At 63.1% G+C, this 18,324-nt stretch carries 7 protein-coding genes and 2 pseudogenes; all 9 read right to left on the reverse strand.

Going from position 1 to position 18,324, the window contains the following annotated elements:
• Window positions 1–142: 142 nt before the first annotated feature.
• A pseudogene (bcpA, locus tag O1Q03_RS27715) lies at window positions 143–7,860 on the reverse strand (contact-dependent inhibition toxin BcpA); the annotation flags it as partial.
• Between the two features lie 352 nt (window positions 7,861–8,212).
• Window positions 8,213–8,938: an amino acid ABC transporter permease gene (locus tag O1Q03_RS27720; RefSeq protein WP_269507237.1), complete on the reverse strand. Its 726-nt coding sequence runs from the start codon at window positions 8,936–8,938 to the stop codon at window positions 8,213–8,215.
• 2 nt (window positions 8,939–8,940) lie between these two features.
• Window positions 8,941–9,663 (reverse strand): amino acid ABC transporter permease, encoded by a 723-nt coding sequence (locus O1Q03_RS27725; protein ID WP_269507238.1) that lies wholly within the window; start codon window positions 9,661–9,663, stop codon window positions 8,941–8,943.
• A gap of 115 nt (window positions 9,664–9,778) precedes the next feature.
• Entirely contained in the window at window positions 9,779–10,594 is an 816-nt protein-coding gene (locus O1Q03_RS27730; RefSeq protein ID WP_269507239.1) for an ABC transporter substrate-binding protein, read from the reverse strand.
• A 488-nt stretch (window positions 10,595–11,082) separates the two neighbouring features.
• Window positions 11,083–12,387 (reverse strand): MFS family transporter, encoded by a 1,305-nt coding sequence (locus O1Q03_RS27735; RefSeq protein ID WP_269507240.1) that lies wholly within the window; start codon window positions 12,385–12,387, stop codon window positions 11,083–11,085.
• Between the two features lie 235 nt (window positions 12,388–12,622).
• Window positions 12,623–14,302, reverse strand: a complete 1,680-nt coding sequence (locus O1Q03_RS27740; protein ID WP_269507242.1) for a SpoVR family protein — start codon at window positions 14,300–14,302, stop codon at window positions 12,623–12,625.
• Complete coding sequence (locus O1Q03_RS27745) at window positions 14,299–15,567, reverse strand: YeaH/YhbH family protein (protein ID WP_269507243.1); 1,269 nt, start codon at window positions 15,565–15,567, stop codon at window positions 14,299–14,301. Before O1Q03_RS27745 ends, O1Q03_RS27740 begins: the two co-directional genes overlap by 4 nt.
• A 125-nt stretch (window positions 15,568–15,692) precedes the next feature.
• Window positions 15,693–17,615 (reverse strand): PrkA family serine protein kinase, encoded by a 1,923-nt coding sequence (locus tag O1Q03_RS27750; protein ID WP_269507244.1) that lies wholly within the window; start codon window positions 17,613–17,615, stop codon window positions 15,693–15,695.
• A 523-nt stretch (window positions 17,616–18,138) separates the two neighbouring features.
• A pseudogene (locus tag O1Q03_RS27755) lies at window positions 18,139–18,324 on the reverse strand (methyl-accepting chemotaxis protein); the annotation flags it as partial.

The following is an 18,324-nucleotide window of genomic DNA, read 5'->3' on the forward strand; positions in this document are numbered from 1 at the left end:
TGGAATTCGCATCGCCTGAAGCACCAAGCGCCACCGGCGGCGCAATCTGCAAACCGCCGTCCACTTTCGGCAACGACGTCCCCGGCACCGGATTCACGTTATCCGCCTTGCCTTTCTGGTCCTTGCCAATGGTGCCGCCATAGCCGCCCGACAGCCCGACCGACGATGCGTCGTACGATGCGTGGTTCTCGATGTCGCTATGCGTGAGGGTGCCGGTCGTCAGTTTGTTCAGGTTGTCCTGCACTGCCTTGTCGCTGCTCGCGATCACACCGCCTTTGAGATCGGTGTTGCCCTTCACGTCGACCTGAAAGCCGCCATCACCCGCCTTGACCCCCGCTTGCTCGATCACGCTCGCGTAATCGCTGTTCATCTTCGTCTGGCCGACGCTGCCCGCCACGCTCGACTTCCCGGCGCAAAGCGGTGGCGCACATACGCTCGCCGAAATACCGGCGCTCTGCTGCTTCGAATCGTAGTGGTCCTTGTCTTGCAGGCTCTCGATGTTCAGGTTGCCGGCGACATCGGCAACCACCTGCTTGCCCGACGCAACTGCGCCCTTCAGATTCGTATCACCGCCTGACTGGATCGCGAGCTGGTTGCCCGCGGTCACATGCGTATTCGTCCACATCGACGAATCTCCATCCGCGTTGCCTCGATTGCCTGCAACGCCCGCCGTGAAGGCTATCCCCGACTTGTCGCCGACGGTGAACGACACGCCCACCGACGCACTCGACCCGCTGTTCGTGCTGTGCTGGCTGCTGGTATTTTCTGCCGCCTGCAGGTTCACATTGCCTTCGGCCGCCAACTTCGCGTTGTTACCTGCCGAAATCGTGCTGCCGATCACGTCGATATTGCTGTCCTTGCCGGCGCCAGCGGCTGCGATTGTCACGTTGCGTCCTGCCGAGACGGTACTCCCCACCGCAGAACTCGACTGCGCCTGCATCTGGCTGTCGCTCTTGCTCGCGCCGACCGATACGTTGATCCCGACGCTTGTCGCGGCTTTCACCGGATCCCCGGCCATCTGCTTCAGCGAGTCATAGGTGTTCTTCGCCGCAAGACCCGTCGTAGCCGCTGCAAGCGCAATCAAGCGCGGATCGCCGCCTACGCTTTGCGCAGCGTTCGTCATCTGCCGACCGGTCTGCACCGCCGCCACGACCGGATTCGTCACGCCCACCGTCACGCCGGCCTGGCGGAACTGCTGTTGCTGTGAGAAGGTGGATGTATCCGTCGCGGCGTCGATCTTGACCGTCTTGCCGGCCAGATTCACGTCGTTGCCCGCATGCAAGATGCTACCGGTCGCGTGCAGATCGTTACCCGAACTCACCGTCAGATTGCCGTTCAACGCGCCGATCGCGCTGCCGTTGTTCGTGACCGATGAAGACTGCTGCTTGTCGGAGTTCGAACGCGAGCCGACGGATACCGACAGGCCGCCGTTCGACATCAGACCGGATTCCTTCTTGTCGAAATAGGTCGACGATTGGATCGTATCCTGCGAGGTCTTGATGTTCACATCCCGAGCAGCCGACAGCGACACATCGTTTGTGCCGACGACATTACTGCCCGTCACGTTGATGTCCCGGCCGCTCCTGACGGTCACACCATCCGCCGAAATCGTGCTGCCCTGGCTGTAGGTCGCGGCCTGATCGATCCCGCTCGCGACTTTCACGCCACTCACCACATTGCTATGGCTGTGCGTTTCGTGCGAATTCAGCTCGTGCGTCTCGGTTGCCGAGCCGATATTCACGTCGCCAACTGCCAGCAGGTTCGCGTTGCCTTTGTCGAGGCTGATTGCGCTGCCGGAGAGCGTAATGTCCTTGCCCGACACGATGTTCACCGTGTCGCCGCCCTTGAGTGTCGTGCCTGTAAGCGCCTGATCCGACGTGTGCAGCGTCTCCGCATAGCTGCCGTGACTGTCGCTACCCGAACTGGTGCTGTTCACCGTCGACGTCGCACTCGCTGCGCCGAGCGTTACGTTACCCTTGGCAGCAAGCGTCCCGCCCTGGCCGAAGTCGATCTGTGCGCCCTTGGCCGTCACATCGCCACCCACGACGACATTCGATTGTCCGCCGACCGTCACCGAGCTGCCGCTGACCTTGTTGATGTCGGTGTTCGACACGCCGTTCGCCCGCTGCACGATCTTGTGCTCGCCGGTCTGCACCGCGCCGAGATCCCAGTTGCCGCCGACATTCATCCCAAGGTTGCCGCCGACCGACAGGTTGCCCGCATTTTGCTGGAAGTTGCCGCCGGTGACGATCGACGCGTCGCCCGCGACGTCCAGCTTCGCGGTCGGCCCGAGCGTGGTCACCACGCTTGTCGCGCCATCGCGACTCACGCGCGTGTTCGTCTTCGTCGCCGTGTCAAGAATCAAGTCTTTCCCGGCGTCCAGCTGGAGGCTACCGGTCTTCACATTCGCCGACGTCAGGTCGATGTTGTTCTCGGTCTTCAACGACATCAACCCGCCGCTTTGCAGCGCGCCGAACGCGTTGTCGATCTGTTTGCCCTGGATCGCCAGCGTGTTGTCGGCCTTGATCGTGCCGCTGCTCGTGAATGACTGTGCGTTCTGGAGATCGATGTTCGTTGCGGAAATCAGTGGGCCATTGACATTCTGCTGGCTGGCCTGCGCGAGATACACGACCGGCACCAGCACCGGCTGGCCGTCGACCACGCGCGTTTCCATCATGATCACGTTGCCGGTCAGCTTTGACACCTGCTCGGCCGACAGGCTCGCGCCCATCGGCAGATCGAGCGACTTCGACAGATCCGCGCCCGCCGTCATCATCGACTGATACATCGTTTGGAGATCCGCGTACGGCCCCAGCACTGCCTTGCCGGTCAGCGCCGTCACCTGATTGCGTACGAGCTGCTGTTCATAGAAGCCGTCGCCGAGGCGCTTCGGAATATGCGTGAGATCGACGCCGAGCTGCCCGAAGAAGTAATCGCTCGATATGAAGTTCTTCTGATTCGTGAATGCCGGATTCGTCTCGATCACGTAGTTCGCGTTCGGCGCACTGGTCGGCCGGTACAGCCCGCCCTGCGGAATCGTGAGGTTGTTCAGCACGTTCAGCGCCGTCGCACTGGCGATGATCGGATCGACCGGCGCCGACGGACCGCCGTGTACGGCCGACGCTCCCGATTTCGCGCCGCTCGCGTTACCGCTCAAGTTGGTAGGCGTGAGGCCCGGCACCGACTGCCCCGGCAGCAAGCCGAGCGACGGAATCGATGCGTTGCCTGCCGTGTTGTTGACGCTGACGCCCGTGCCGGAAATCGTGCCGTTCGAACTTATCGTCGAGAAGTAGCCGGGCAGCGTGTAATCCTTGATCGACGCCGGTGCCGCCTGCGTGTAGCCACCCGGGCGACTGCCGACGAACGGCGCATTGCCGAACGGCAACTTCCAGTCATGTTCGGAATTGTCGTAGTTGTTGTAGTGATACTGCCCCGAGTAGGAAACCGTCACGCCCGGCAGTTTGTGCCCAGACGCCGCCCAGCCGTCGGCGTCATAGTGGGCCGGCATCTTGATGTCGCCGACCGCCGCGATATTGCTCCAGTAGTTTTGCAGGGTGCCGACCGACGACGCATCGATCTTGCCACCCGACACGATCTGCGCGGCCGGGCTGATGTCTGTCACGGTCGTCGCCGTCGCGCTGTCCGCATAGTAGGTCGTGAATTGATACGTGCTGTTCCACTGGCCGCCATGAGGTGGCTCGGTGTAGACGCCGCCTATGCTGTCCGGATCCTTCACGCCGATCTGGCCAGTGCGGCCGCTGATCGGAATGCCGAACTGCGCGAGCGACGCAGGATCGATCTGGTTGGTGGACGTCTTCATCACGCGACGCGTGCTCGTCACCTTGTCCGCATGCAGTTCCATGTCGCCTTGGGACTGGATCAGCGCGGACACGTTGTTGACCAGCGCGGCGTTCGTGTAATTGCCGCTCGCATCCTTGCCGCCTGCCAGCACGACCTTGCCCATGCCGAAGATCGCCGTCGTCGCCATCGAATCGATCGCGGTCGTGTCGTCGCGGTTTTCGATGTCGTGCGCGAGGATTTCCAGCGTACCGTTGCTGTCCGATGCACCGATCAACGCGGTCGGCCCGAGGTTCGAGATCGTATTCGTCGCGTTGAGCGAAGCACTCGCGCCCACGAGCACGCCCGTATTCGTCAGGTTGGCCGATTGCGTGTGCAGCAGGCCGCCGGCGGTCAGCGCCCCCACGTTGACGATGTTGCCCGCGTTGACGCTCAGGTTGTTAACCGACTGCAGGTTCGCGTTGTTCGTGAAGGTGCCGGGCAGCGTGAAGGCAAGATCGTGACCAACGTTGAACTGCGTATCGGATGCCGCCGTGTAATCGCCCTGCAGGTTCACGTTCGCGTCGCGCGTTGCGCTGTACGTGCCGCCGCCCTGCAGCGTGGCCGCCGCGACCGACAGGTCGTGCGTCGAGCTGATCTGGCCGTTCGTATTCTTGACGGCGCCGCTCATCGTCACGTCCACGTCGCCGTTCGAATTCGTGACATTGCCGATCGTGCCGCTGCTGTTGTCCAAGGCGTTGCCCTGGACATGAAGCGATGCGCCGCTGAGCTGACCACCATGCGTGTTACTGATCGACGCTGCGCTGACCGTCACATCGCCGTTGCCCGTAATCGCACCCATGCCCGATACGCCGCCGGCGTGGCTGTTGGCGATCTTGCTGCCGCCTTGCACCGTCATCTTGCCCGCGCCGAGGTCGACAATGGCGCCGCCCGCGTTGTCGATCGAGGCCGATTGAATGGCGAGCGTGCTGGTGTCGCCCGCAACCGATTGCCCCGCCTGGATGTGGCCGCCTCGGTTTGACAGAGCGCCGCCACTCTTCAACGACAGCGATGCATCCGATCGCAGCAGGCCCTGCGCGTTGTTCACGTCGCCCACAATCGTGGCGTTGATGCCGCGCTGCGCGGCGAGGATACCGCTCACGTTGTTCCAGGACGCCGCGTTGACGCTGGCTTGTCCCTTCGTCACGATGGTGCCCGACGCGTTGTTCAGCGCGCTGGCTCCATTGCCCGGCGCGATTGTCAGCGTGCCAGTGCCCGCATGCGTAATGGTGCCGCCCGCGTTGTTCAGCTCGGCCGGCTCAAGCGTCAGGTCCGCGCTGTTGGTCTGGATCACGCCGGCGGCCGAGTTGTCGAGCGTGCCGCTGACGTTCATCCCCATCGCTGACGATCCGTACTGCGTGATCGTACCGCCGTGGTTCACGAGGTTTGCGGCCGTCAGCGCAAGCTGATTGGCCTCGAGCTTGCCGCCGCTGTTGTCGAGCGTCGAATCGGCGGTGACCGACAGGTTCGGTCCGACGATCGAACCGCCCTGGTTCGTCATCGAGCCTGTGTGGATCTTCGCGTTCGTGCTGGCACCGATCTGGCCACCGTCGTTCGCGAGCGTACCGCTGGTGATGCTCAGATCCGTGTTCGACAGGAGCTTGCCGCTCGCATTGTTCAGCGTGCCGCCGACGGTTGCCTCCAGTCCACTCTGCGCGTTGATCGAGCCCGCCGTGTTGTTCAGCGCGCCGGCTTGTGCGACGACGCGCCCGTTGCTCGCGATCGAACCGCCTACGTTCGACACGGAGCCCGAACCGCCGCCAAGCGTCAGTGTGCCGTTTCCTGCATGCGTGATCGTGCCGCCGTCATTGATTAGCGCGGAGGGGGCGAGCGTCAGGTCGGTGCTGTTGGTTTGCAGCGTACCGCCATTCGAGTTGTCGAGCGTGCCCGACACATTGACGGCCATCGCGCCGGCGCCGGTCTGCGTGATGGTGCCGCCACGATTCACGAGGTCGGTCGCATTCAACGACACCTGGTCGGCCTGCACGGTGCCGGCGCTGTTGTCGAGCTTCGTCGCGCTAACCGTGGCTGCATTGCCCGCGATCGAGCCGCCGTTGTTCATCAGGTGCGCGCCGGCATTCACGGCGACGTTCCGCGCGGCCTGCAGCGTACCGCCGCCGTTGTCGACCGACTGGCCCGCGACACGCAAATTCGTGTTGGACGTCATCGCGCCGCGGTTGACAACGTTTGCGCCTTGGATCGAAACATCACCGTTGCCGCCGATCACACCGCCTTGCGCGCCGTTCGCGGTCGTCCCTGCGGCGTTGGTCAACTGGCCACTCGTCGTCACCGACAGGCCATCGCCGTTGAGCGACGTAATTCGGCCCGCCGTGTTATCCAGTGACGCACCAGCCACCGTCATGCCGGCCGCGCTTTGAAGCGTGCCGTGGTTGTTCGCGATGGCGCCGCCACGCACGTCAGCCGTGCTGTCGGATACCAGCTCGCCCGACTGATTGGCGATCTGGCCGGCGACATTCACCGACAGCGCCCCCTGCGATGAAACCTTGCCACTCCGATTCGACAGGTTGCCGCCGGTCAGCGTCGTGCTGCCACCGCTCGACAGCCTGCCGTGATCGTTGATCACGGTGCCCGATGCGTTCGCCTGGATGGCGCCCTGCGCGCTCGTCGTCGCGTCCGACAGGTTCACGTCGCCGGCCGTCGCGTTCAGCGACAGATTGCCGTTCGCCGCCGTCTGGCTGCCGGCGAGATTCACACTGGCGCCCGTCAACGACGCGTTGCCGCCTGCGACATTCTGGCCGGTTGCGGTCAGTTGGCCCGACGCAGTCAGATTGAGGTCGCCGCTGTGTGCGACGGAGCCGTCATTGTTCACGCCGGCGCCGAGCGTGCCGGTCGAATTGATGCTCCCCGCGTTCACCGTCGTATTTTGCTGCGCCGCGAGCGTGCCACTGTTCGTAAGGTCGGCGGCCGTGTTCGCCGACAGCGATTGCTGCGCGTATGTCGTGCCGCTGTTCTCGATACCCCCAGAGGCCGACATCGCGAGGTGGCCACTAGTAGTCGTCTTGCCCGTGAGCACGAGCCGGCCGTCCGATTGCAACGTCAGATCGCCTGCCTGCGCCGCGATCGTCCCGGCGTTCGCGACACCCACGCCTGCGGAGTTGCCAACCAAAAACACCCTGTCGGCATACATGCCGCCTAACTGAGCCACGTCAATCGCGACAGCCGCGGCAGGACCGTCACCGGCGATCGACGTCGCGGCAAGCGTGTCGTGATTGACCTGATTCGTACCGGCGATCACGTTCAGGTTCTTCGCGTAGATCGCGGCATTAGCCTGTACAGCACGGGCGATGATGTCAGTCTGATCCACATTCGAGGTATCGAGGCCCGCACCTTGCACGGTGACGAGGCCACGATTAACGTTGAAGCCCGTCAACGATCCATCCGCGCCGAACTGCGGCACGCCAGTTGTCAGGACCGCGCGCGAGGTATTGATGAAGCCGCCACCGTCCACGACAATACCGGCAGGGTTGGCCAGCACGATCTCCGCACGGCTTCCCGCTATCTCGACGTACCCTTTGATCTGGCTGGCCGCCGTGCTGTTGACCTGGTTGACGATGATGCGCGCCGCCTGCCCCACACTCAGGTTCGGGTTGCCGTTGATATAACCCGCTTGCTGCGTGTTGACGCTCGTCGGCGAATTGTTCAGAATCGCGCCAGCATGCGACACGTCAAACGGTTGTAGGTGTTCAGCGAAACGCCGGCGCCGCCCGGCTTGTTGATATTCACTTGCGGCAGGCCGTTGGGCGTCTGGATGACCGATGGTGCATTCGGCCCCGCTCCGACGATTTGTGCGTGCACCCACATCGGCATCGCACCCGCGGCAATCAGCGCACCGAATGCGGCAAGACGCAACGCGAACTGCGTCACGACGTGCACACCGCTGCGATCGAGGGTACGCAGCGTTTCACCTGCGCTCGCTTTCCCCACTGAGCTGGCCGTTTCTTCCACTGCGACCAACATACCGTGCACGCGGCTGAACACCAGCCGATGATGGTTTTTGTTCATAACCTTGGTCTACTCGCGATTTTCGCTCGATCCGCCCTCACGGCCTCGAACATCGCATGGAAACTGATTGAAACCGTGGAACGGCAGCGTCGAAGAGTGTCAATCGTTGCCGAGATGCGACGGACGAAACAACTCGATAAATCGCTCGATTACTTCCACGCCAATCCGACTATCTTGATATTTTGGATAACGACATACGCGATCGACTGCAAATATCGTCGGTATTGTTAATGGCAATCCGCGCGAATCTTACCTCACGCATCATCTCAAAAAAAGTCCCTGGCAGCATTGCGAGGTCGAATCGGCGCACGACCCGTAATCAGATCTCTTTTAAATTCTTATAGTGGTTACGTCATCGCAAGGATTTGATCCGTTCGACCGCCGTGCCGTCGACGCGCCGCTCCCTCCGGCCTCGCGTCAGCAGCCAGCGCGCCGCACCGTCGAGCGACGTGCACAGCACCAGATAGATCACCGCGACGAACAGGAAGATCGGCGCCGGATAGATCATCAGCCGGTTGTTCACCTGCGTCGCGACGAACGACAGTTCCGGCACGCCGACGATATACGCGAGCGACGTGTCCTTCACGAGCGCGACCCACTGGTTGACGAACGACGGCGTCATGATCCGGATCGCCTGCGGCAGCAGCACGTAGCGTACCGTCTGCCAGCGCGTGAGCCCGAGCGACAGCCCGGCCTGCCACTGTCCGTCGCCGGCCGCGACGATGCCCGCATGCACCGCGTGCGCGAGATACGCGCCGCCGATGAGTGCCAGCGCGCACACGACCGTCGCGAGCCCCGGCACGTCCATGTGCAGCAGCATCGGCATCAGGAAGTACGTCCAGAAGATCAGCATCAGCACCGGAATCGCGCGAAAGAAGCCGATGAACGTGAGCAACAGCACGCGGGCCGGGCCGCGCGCGAGCGCCATCGCGACACCGAGCGCGACCCCGAGCACGGCCGACGCAAGCGCCGACGCGATCGCCAGCACGAGCGACAGCGCGGCGCCGCCGAGCGGGCCGTCGGGAAACGCACCCACGAGCAGGTACGGCAGGTTGGAGAGCAGCAACGAGACATCCATCGTCAGCGCCCTGCCCCGAGCCGGTCGCGCCATTGCGTGGCCGCGTATGCGCCGGCCTCGATCGCGGCCACCGCGGCGACGTACAGCATGGTCGCGATGCCGAACGCGGCGAACGTCTGGAACGTTTCCGTCTCGACCTGCCGCGATGCGTACGACAGCTCGGCAACGCCGATCGCCATCGCAAGCGACGAATTCTTCACGAGATTCATGTATTGACCGAACAGCGGCGGCAGCACGATGCGCACGGCCTGCGGCAGCACCACGTAGCGCAGCGACTGCATCGGCGTGAGACCGAGCGCCGCGGCTGCGTCGTGCTGCGCGCGGCGCACGCCGCGCAGGCCCGCTTCGCACTCCTCGGCGACGAACGCCGTTGTGTACGCGCTCAGCCCGACCCAGCCCGCGACGAATTCGAACGACGGCCACGCGAGCATGAGCGGGCCCATGCTCAGTTCATGACGCGCGTTCAGCCATGCGGTCCACGTGTCGGGCAGCAGCGACGCGACGCCGAAATACCAGAACAGCAGTTGCACGAGCAGCGGCGTATTGCGAAACGCGACGACGTAACCGGTCGCCAGCATGCGCAGCGCGTTGCCGCGCGCATGCCGCATCACGGCGAGCAACAGCCCGCCGACGGTCGCGGCGACGGCCGACGCGGCCGCGAGACCGAGCGTCAGCAGAAAGCCCTGCCAGAGCCAGGACAGATATTTGGGAGCCAACCCGAGCATGCCGTGGTGCGCGCGACGGACGCGCGATGAGATGAGACGGATAAAAACGGAAAACGCCGCGAACCGCGCACGCCGGCCCTGCCGGCGGCGGTTCGCGGCGCACGTCGCGCTCGGCTCAGGTCTTGTCGCCGATCCGGAAGATACGCGTGAGCGGCGTCTTCGTCGTCGGCCCGAACCACGCATCGTAGATCTGGGTTGCGCGGCCGTTCGCCTCGAGCCCCTTCAGCGTGTCGTTCACGAAGCCGAGCAGGCGCGTCTCGCCCTTCGGCACGCCGACACCCATGTAGTCGTTCGAGATCGTGAACGCCGGGATCTCGTAGTTCTGCTTGTCGGGCACGTTCGCGAGCAGGCCGATCAGCTTCGGCCCGTCCTGCGTGATCGCCTGCACGTTGCCGGCGCGCAGCGCGGCGAACGCGAACGGCGTGTCGTCGTACGCGACGATCGTCGCCTTCGGGAATTTCTCGCGCAGCGTGATCTCGTTCGTCGTGCCCTTGTCCGCGCCGACGCGCAGGCCGTTCAGCTGATCGGCCGATTTCAGCACGCCCTTCTTCGCGAGAAACTGCTGACCCGACGAGAAATACGGAATGCTGAAGTCGACCTGCTTCGCGCGCTCGTCGGTGATCGTGAAGTTCGCGAGCACGAGGTCGACCTTGCCGGACGTCAGGAACGGAATGCGGTTCGCGGGGTTGGTCGGTTGCAACTGCAGCTTCACGCCGAGCTTGTCGGCCAGCGCTTTTGCATAATCGACGTCGAGGCCGACGATGTGGTTGCTTTTCGCGTCGACATAGCCGAACGGCGGATTGCTGTCGAACGTCGCGACGCGCAGCACGCCGGCCTTCTTGATGTCGTCGAGCCGGTCCGCGTGCGCGACCGTGCCTGCCGTGACGAGCGCGGCTCCGACGAGCCACGTAGCGAGAGTGTGGAATTTCATGAGCACGACCTGATTTGTTATGAAGGCCGCCGCGGATCGCGCGGCGGCTGGTTCGAGGAACATCGCGACGCAGTGTGGTGTCGCGAAGCCGCTAACGTATCAGCGCGTGCGGCGAATCCGAACCAACAAATGGTGCTTTGCTCTGCGGCATTCGTGATGACGTGTGCGGGCTGCGGGCACGCACCGGCGCCGCACAAAAAAAGACGCCCGCTGCACGCAGCGGGCGAGAATCCCAGTCAAGGAGGTGTCACACGAACTACGGGTTCAGAATAAAAGCATCGCCCGCGGCGGACAACGAAGCGATTTCGATATCGATATCGCGCGCGCCGCGATGAGCTTGCACGTGCACGTGTCCATGCGATTGCGCGCCGGATGAAAAAACGGCGCGCCGCCTGTGTGGCGGAGCGCCGTCGTATTGCGTGCTGCGTACAGCCGTGCTGGATGCCGCAACGAACGACCCGGCCACATCGGCCGAGCGGCTCGATCGATCACGGTTCGTGACGCAGATATCCTTCCTTGCTCGGATCGCGCATCCGCCACGACACGATCAGCGAGATCGCGCACAGCACGGTCACGTACCAGTAGAAGGTTTCCTCGCTGCCGATCGACTTGAACCACAGCGCGACGTACTCGGCCGAGCCGCCGAAGATCGCGTTCGCGACCGCATACGACAGGCCCACGCCCATCGCGCGCACTTCCGGCGGGAACATCTCGGCCTTGATCAGGCCGCTGATCGACGTGTAGAAGCTGACGATCGCCAGCGCGACGGTGATCAGCACGAACGCGGCCACCGGGCTCGTCACGTCCTTCAGCGCATGCATCAGCGGCACCGTGCCGATCACCGCGAACGAACCGAACAGGATCATCGACGTGCGGCGGCCGATCTTGTCGGACAGCGCGCCGAACACCGGCTGCATCAGCATGTAGACGAGCAGCGCGACGGTCATCACGTTGCTGGCCGTCTTCGCATGCATGCCGGCCGTGTTCACCAGGTACTTCTGCATGTACGTCGTGAACGTGTAGAAGATCAGCGAGCCGCCGGCCGTGAAGCCGACCACCGTGAGGAACGCGCCCTTGTGCTGCCATACGCCGCGGATCGTGCCGGCGTCCTTCTTGTCGCGCGACGCGCTCGTCGACGTTTCGTCGAGCGACTTGCGCAGGTACAGCGAGATCAGCGCGGCGGCCGCACCGCAGACGAACGGAATGCGCCAGCCCCACGCCTTCAGCTCGCCGGCCGACAGCGTCTGCTGCAGGATCACGAGCACCAGCAGCGCGCACAGCTGGCCGCCGATCAGCGTCACATACTGGAACGACGCGAAGAAGCCGCGACGGCCCTTCAACGCCACTTCACTCATGTAGGTCGCGCTCGTGCCGTATTCGCCGCCCACCGACAGACCTTGGAACAGGCGCGCGACCAGCAGCAGCGCCGGTGCGAGCGCGCCGATCTGCGCATAGGTCGGCAGCACCGCGATCACGAGCGAGCCGCCGCACATCATCAGCACCGAGATCATCATCGCGGCGCGGCGCCCGTGCCGGTCGGCGATGCGGCCGAACAGCCAGCCGCCGATCGGACGCATCAGGAAGCCCGCCGCGAACACGCCGGCCGTGTTCAGCAGCTGCGTCGTCGTATTGCCGCTCGGGAAGAATGCCGGTGCGAAATACAGCGCGCAGAACGAGTAGATATAGAAGTCGAACCATTCGACGAGGTTGCCCGATGAGGCGCCGACGATGGCGAACACGCGCCGCCGGGTGTCATGCGCGGACAGCGCAGCTTGGTCGGTCTGGACGTCCATGGGTTGGTCTGTTCCTTGTAGGTCTTTCTGGGCGAGACGGCTCGGGGGCCGCCGCGTGCGGTTGCACGTGGCACCGGTTCCGGCGCACGGCGCTACGGGATTTTAGCGAAATGTAAAGTAACGGGCTCTCCGGGTTCGTCCGGATGTAGAAAATTTTTCTCCGGCCGCGCGTTCGCCATATGAAAACGCCAGCCCTGAGGCTGGCGTGCGATGCAAACATTTCCGACCTTGACGATCAAACGCGCACTTCCGGCGGCACGTAGCGGCACTCGTAGCGCTTGCGCACGGTGCCGGCCTCGTCGACGCTTTCCAGGAACACGTCGAACTGCCAGAGCCGCGCCATGTGCTTGAGCACTTCGTCGCTGTCGTTCGACAGATGGCGGTTGTCGGTCATGAAGTGACGCAGCGTGAGGCTGCGGTCGCCGCGCGTGTTCACCGCCCACACCTGGATGTTCGGCTCGCGGTGGTGGATGTCGTACTGCCGCGACAGCGCCTGCCGCACGTACTGGTAGCCGGATTCGTCGTGGATCGCCGACACCTCGAGCGAATCGCGCATGTCGTCGTCGAGCACCGAGAAGAGCCGCATCTCGCGGATCAGGTTCGGCGACAGATACTGCGCGATGAAGCTCTCGTCCTTGAAGTTGCGCATCGCGTAGTGCATCGCCGGCAGCCACGGGGTGCCCGCGATCTCCGGAAACCACTTGTAGTCCTCTTCCGTCGGCGACTCGCAGATCCGCCGGATGTCGCTCATCATCGAGAAGCCGAGCGCATACGGATTGATCCCGCTGTAGTACGGCTTCGTGACGGGCGGCTGGTAGACCACGTTGCTGTGCGAATGCAGGAACTCCATCATGAAGCCGTCTTCGAGCTTGCCCTGGACGTACAGCGTGTTCAGCAGCGTGTAGTGCCAGAACGTCGCCCAGCCTTCGTTCATCACCTGCGTCTGCCGCTGCGGGTAGAAGTACTGGCCGATCTTGCGCACGATGCGGATCACTTCCCGCTCCCACGGCTCGAGCAGCGGCGCATTCTTCTCCGCGAAATACAGCAGGTTTTCCTGCGGCTCGGACGGATAGCGGTCGTCCTGCTCCTCCATCAGCTCGGGCTTCTTGCCCGGCAGCGTGCGCCACAGCTCGTTCACCTGCGACTGCAGATACGCCTCGCGTTCGCGCCGCAACGCCGCTTCCTTCGACAGCGACGGTTTCTGCGGCCGCTTGTAGCGGTCGACGCCATAGTTCATCAGCGCATGGCACGAATCGAGCAGTTCCTCGACGCGATCGAGCCCGTAACGTTCCTCGCATTCGGCGACGTAGTTCTTCGCGTACACGAGATAGTCGATGATCGCGTGCGCGTCGGTCCACAGCCGGAACAGGTAGTTGCCCTTGAAGAACGAGTTGTGCCCGTACGCCGCGTGTGCGATGACGAGCGCCTGCATCGTCATCGTGTTCTCTTCCATCAGATACGCGATGCACGGATTCGAATTGATGACGATTTCGTACGCGAGGCCCATCTGCCCGCGGCGATAGCTCTTCTCGGTTGCGAGGAAGTGCTTGCCGAACGACCAGTGACGGTAGTTGACCGGCATCCCGACGGACGCGTACGCATCCATCATCTGCTCGGCGCTGATCAGCTCGAGCTGGATCGGATAGATGTCGAGTTCATACTGCTCGGCGACCTGCGCGATGTGCGTGTCGTATTCCTCGAGCAGTTCGAACGTCCAGTCGGACGGGCACGGCAGCGGCTTGCGTTCGGCAACGTTCATACGCGCTTCCTTTTGCCCGGCACCGGGCAAGTCGGCGGCCGGCGGCGGCGGCTCGGCCTGCGCGCGTTGCTGCGATGCGGCAGGGCCGGCCGTGTCGTCGCCGGAAGGGCGCGGCGCATAGCCGCGCGACTCGTTGTGCAGGTGGCGGGTCGTCATGACATTTCCACCTGTTTTTCGAACAATTCGCGAAACACCGGGTAAATATCGGCAGCCGATTCGACTTTTTTCATCGCGAGATGCGGTTGCGACAGCGCCAGTTGCGCATACTCGAGCCACAGGTTCTGCTCTTCCGGTGCGACCTGAATATAGGCGAAATAGCGCGTCTTGGTGAGGATATCCTCTTCCAGCATTTTGCGACACTTCGGCGAATCGTCGGTCCAGTTGTCGCCGTCGGACGCCTGCGCACCGTAGATGTTCCACTCCGTCGGCGAATAGCGCTCGTTCATCACCTTGCGCATCAGCTCGAGCGCGCTCGACACCACCGTGCCGCCGCTTTCGGTCGAATGGAAGAAGGTGTCTTCGTCGACTTCCTCGGCACGCGTATGGTGACGGATGAACACCACTTCGATGCGCTCGTAGTTCCGCTTCAGGAACAGGTACAGCAGGATGAAGAAGCGCTTCGCGAGATCCTTGCGCTGCTCGTCCATCGAGCCCGACACGTCCATCAGGCAGAACATCACAGCCTGGCTCGACGGTTGCGGCTGCTTCACGCGGTTGATGTAGCGCAGGTCGAACGGATCGATGAACGGAATCCGCCAGATGCGCCCTTTCAGGTGATGGATCTCGGCCTCGAGCGTCGCGATGTCCGCGCGGCGGTCTTCGGGGTCGCTCTTCATCGCCTCGAGCTGCGCCTCGAGCTCGCGCAGCTCGTTGACGAGCGGCGAGCCGAGCGCGATGCGCCGGCCGAGCGCGCTTCTGAGCGAGCGCACGACGTCGATGTTGTTCGGCGTGCCTTCCGCCGACCAGCCCGCGCGCACGTTCTTCCAGCTTGGCACCGTCAGCAGGTGCGTCTTCACGAGGCGCGGCAGTTCGAGATCGTCGAAGAAATACTGCATGAATTCGTCGCGCGACAGCTCGAACACGAAGTCGTCCTGCCCTTCGCCCTCGTTGCTCGCCTGACTGCCGCCGCCGCCCGAGCCGCCCTGCGGACGCGGGATCTTGTCGCCGCGCACGTAGTCCTCGTTGCCGGGGTGCACGTACTCACGACGCCCGCCCGGCGCGTGCCGGAAATTCGGCTCCGCGATGTCCTTGCGCGGGATCGTGATGCTCTGCGTGCTCTGGATGTCCTTGATGCTACGGTCGCGCACCGCGTCGGACACGGCACGACGAATGTAGTTCTTGACGCGACGCAGAAAGCGTTCGCGATTGGCGATGCTCTTGTTCTTGCCGGCCAGCCTGCGGTCGATGATTTGATGAAGCACTCCCGGTCTCCCGCTCGAAAGTCGATCTGCCGGGGCACTCGCCGCGCATGCCGTGTGCCGTCATGCGGGCGGCGCCTCTGAAAGCACCCGTACGGACTCGCCGTACGGGCGCGATACCGCGCGCGTCATGACGACTTGCGCACGCGCAGGTACCAGTCGCAAAGCAGCCTCACCTGCTTCGGCGTATAGCCCTTCGCGACCATCCGGTTCACAAAGTCCTCATGCTTGCGCTGCTCCTCCGCCGAACCCTTCGCGTTGAACGAAATGACCGGCAACAGTTCCTCGGTATTCGAGAACATCTTCTTCTCGATCACGACCCGCAACTTCTCGTAGCTCGTCCACACCGGATTCTTGCCGGCGTTCGCCGCCCGTGCGCGCAACACGAAGTTGACGATCTCGTTGCGGAAATCCTTCGGATTGCTGATCCCGGCCGGCTTCTCGATCTTCTCCAGCTCCGCGTTCAGCGCGGCGCGGTCGAAGCTCTCGCCCGTGTCGTGATCGCGGAATTCCTGATCCTGGATCCAGAAGTCCGCATACGTGACGTAGCGATCGAAGATGTTCTGCCCGTATTCCGAATACGATTCGAGGTAAGCCGTCTGGATCTCCTTGCCGATGAACTCCGCGTAGCGCGACGCGAGCACGTCCTTGACGAAGGACAGGTACTTCTGCTCCGTTTCCGGCGGGAACTGCTCGCGTTCGATCTGCTGTTCGAGCACGTACATCAGGTGCACCGGGTTGGCCGCGACCTCGCTCGAATCGAAGTTGAATACGCGCGACAGGATCTTGAACGCGAAGCGTGTCGACACGCCCGTCATCCCTTCGTCCACGCCCGCGTAGTCGCGATACTCCTGGTACGACTTCGCCTTCGGATCGGTGTCCTTCAGGTTTTCGCCGTCGTACACCTGCATCTTCGAGAACAGGCTCGAATTCTCCGGCTCGTGCAGGCGCGACAGCACCGAGAACTGCGACATCATCTTCAGCGTGCCCGGCGCGCATACGGCCTCGGCGAGCGACGAGTTGCGGATCAGCTTCTCGTAGATCTTGATCTCTTCCGACACGCGCAGGCAGTACGGCACCTTCACGACGAAGATCCGGTCGAGCAGTGCCTCGTTGTTGCGGTTGTTGCGGAAGGCCTTCCATTCCGACTCGTTCGAGTGCGCGAGAATCACGCCGTCGAACGGAATCGCGCCGAATCCTTCGGTGCCCTTGAAGTTGCCTTCCTGCGTGGCCGTCAGCAGCGGGTGCAGCACCTTGATCGGCGCCTTGAACATTTCGACGAATTCGAGCAAGCCCTGGTTCGCCAGGCACAGGCCGCCTGAGTAGCTGTACGCGTCGGCATCGTCCTGCGCGTACTGTTCGAGCTTGCGGATGTCGACCTTGCCGACGAGCGACGAGATGTCCTGATTGTTCTCGTCGCCAGGTTCGGTCTTCGCGATGCCGATCTGCCGCAGGATCGACGGATAGCGGCGCACCACGCGGAACTGGCGGATGTCGCCGTTGTATTCATGCAGGCGCTTGACGGCCCACGGACTCAGGATGCTCTTCAGGTAGCGGCGAGGTATGCCGTATTGCTCTTCGAGGATCGGGCCGTCTTCGTCGTAGTCGAACAGCCCGAGCGGCGATTCGTTGACGGGCGAACCCTTCAGCGCATAGAACGGCACGCGCTCCATCAGTTGCTTCAGGCGCTCGGCGATCGACGACTTGCCGCCGCCCACCGGGCCGAGCAGGTAGAGGATCTGCTTCTTTTCTTCGAGCCCTTGGGCAGCGTGTCGGAAGTAAGCGACGACCTGCTCGATCACTTCCTCCATTCCGTAGAACTCACGGAATGCGGGATAGACCTTGATAACCTTGTTCGCGAAGATCCGCGACAGGCGCGGGTCGATGCGAGTATCGATTTGTTCGGGTTCCCCGATTGCAGCCAGCATGCGTTCGCCGGCCGTGGCGTACGCTGACGGATCGTTCTTGCAGAGCGCGAGATACTCCTCCAGCGAGAGCTCTTCCTCTCGCGTTTTTTCGAAGCGGTTCGCGAAGCTGCTGTAAATATCCATGCTACCTCCCTCGCCTGAGTCTGAAGACGTACTTCCTTCGTATGACTGCGCAGAAGCAAGCGCGTTCGAATTCATCCTAAACCCTTTCTTATTTTTTTTCACGAACTCTTCGTATGAAGTGCGTCATTCTCGACAACACCGGTTGGACAATGCATTTCCTCGCTTTACAATCGACCTCCCGAGCCGCACAAACTGCATCCGCGGTGTCTCGTCGAGCATCGGAACGTCTCGTGCGTTGGACACTTCGGCCGTCGTCGCTGCTCCTCCACTTCGTCGTTCACACTCCCCTTCATCTCTATACGTTCGAGCGGTCGTATCCGACGACACGCGACGTGCACCGTTACAAATTTTTTTCGCATCCTGCGGAGATACCCGTACCTGGCACAGATGCAAACACGCCACGCGCGACGATGCACGATCGTTCACGCGCGCGTCACATTCTGTGGCGCGCCGAAACGACGACGCCCGCATGCCGCGGGCGTCGTGCGCTACCAAATGGGGATAGATGCGCGATGCACGCGAATCAGAACGTCTCCCAGTCGTCGCCGCCTGCGGTGACTGCCGCCGGCGCCGGCGCGGACGCAGCCACGGGTTTGCGAGCCGACGTAGCAATTGTCGTACGCTTGGCCGGCGCGCCGCGATCGTCGCGCGCCGTCGCCGGTGCGGGCGTCGCTGCCGGCCCGGCTGTCGGCGCGCCAAGCGTCGCGCG

This window comes from Burkholderia sp. IMCC1007 (assembly GCF_027257875.1).
Classification (GTDB): Bacteria; Pseudomonadota; Gammaproteobacteria; order Burkholderiales; family Burkholderiaceae; genus Burkholderia.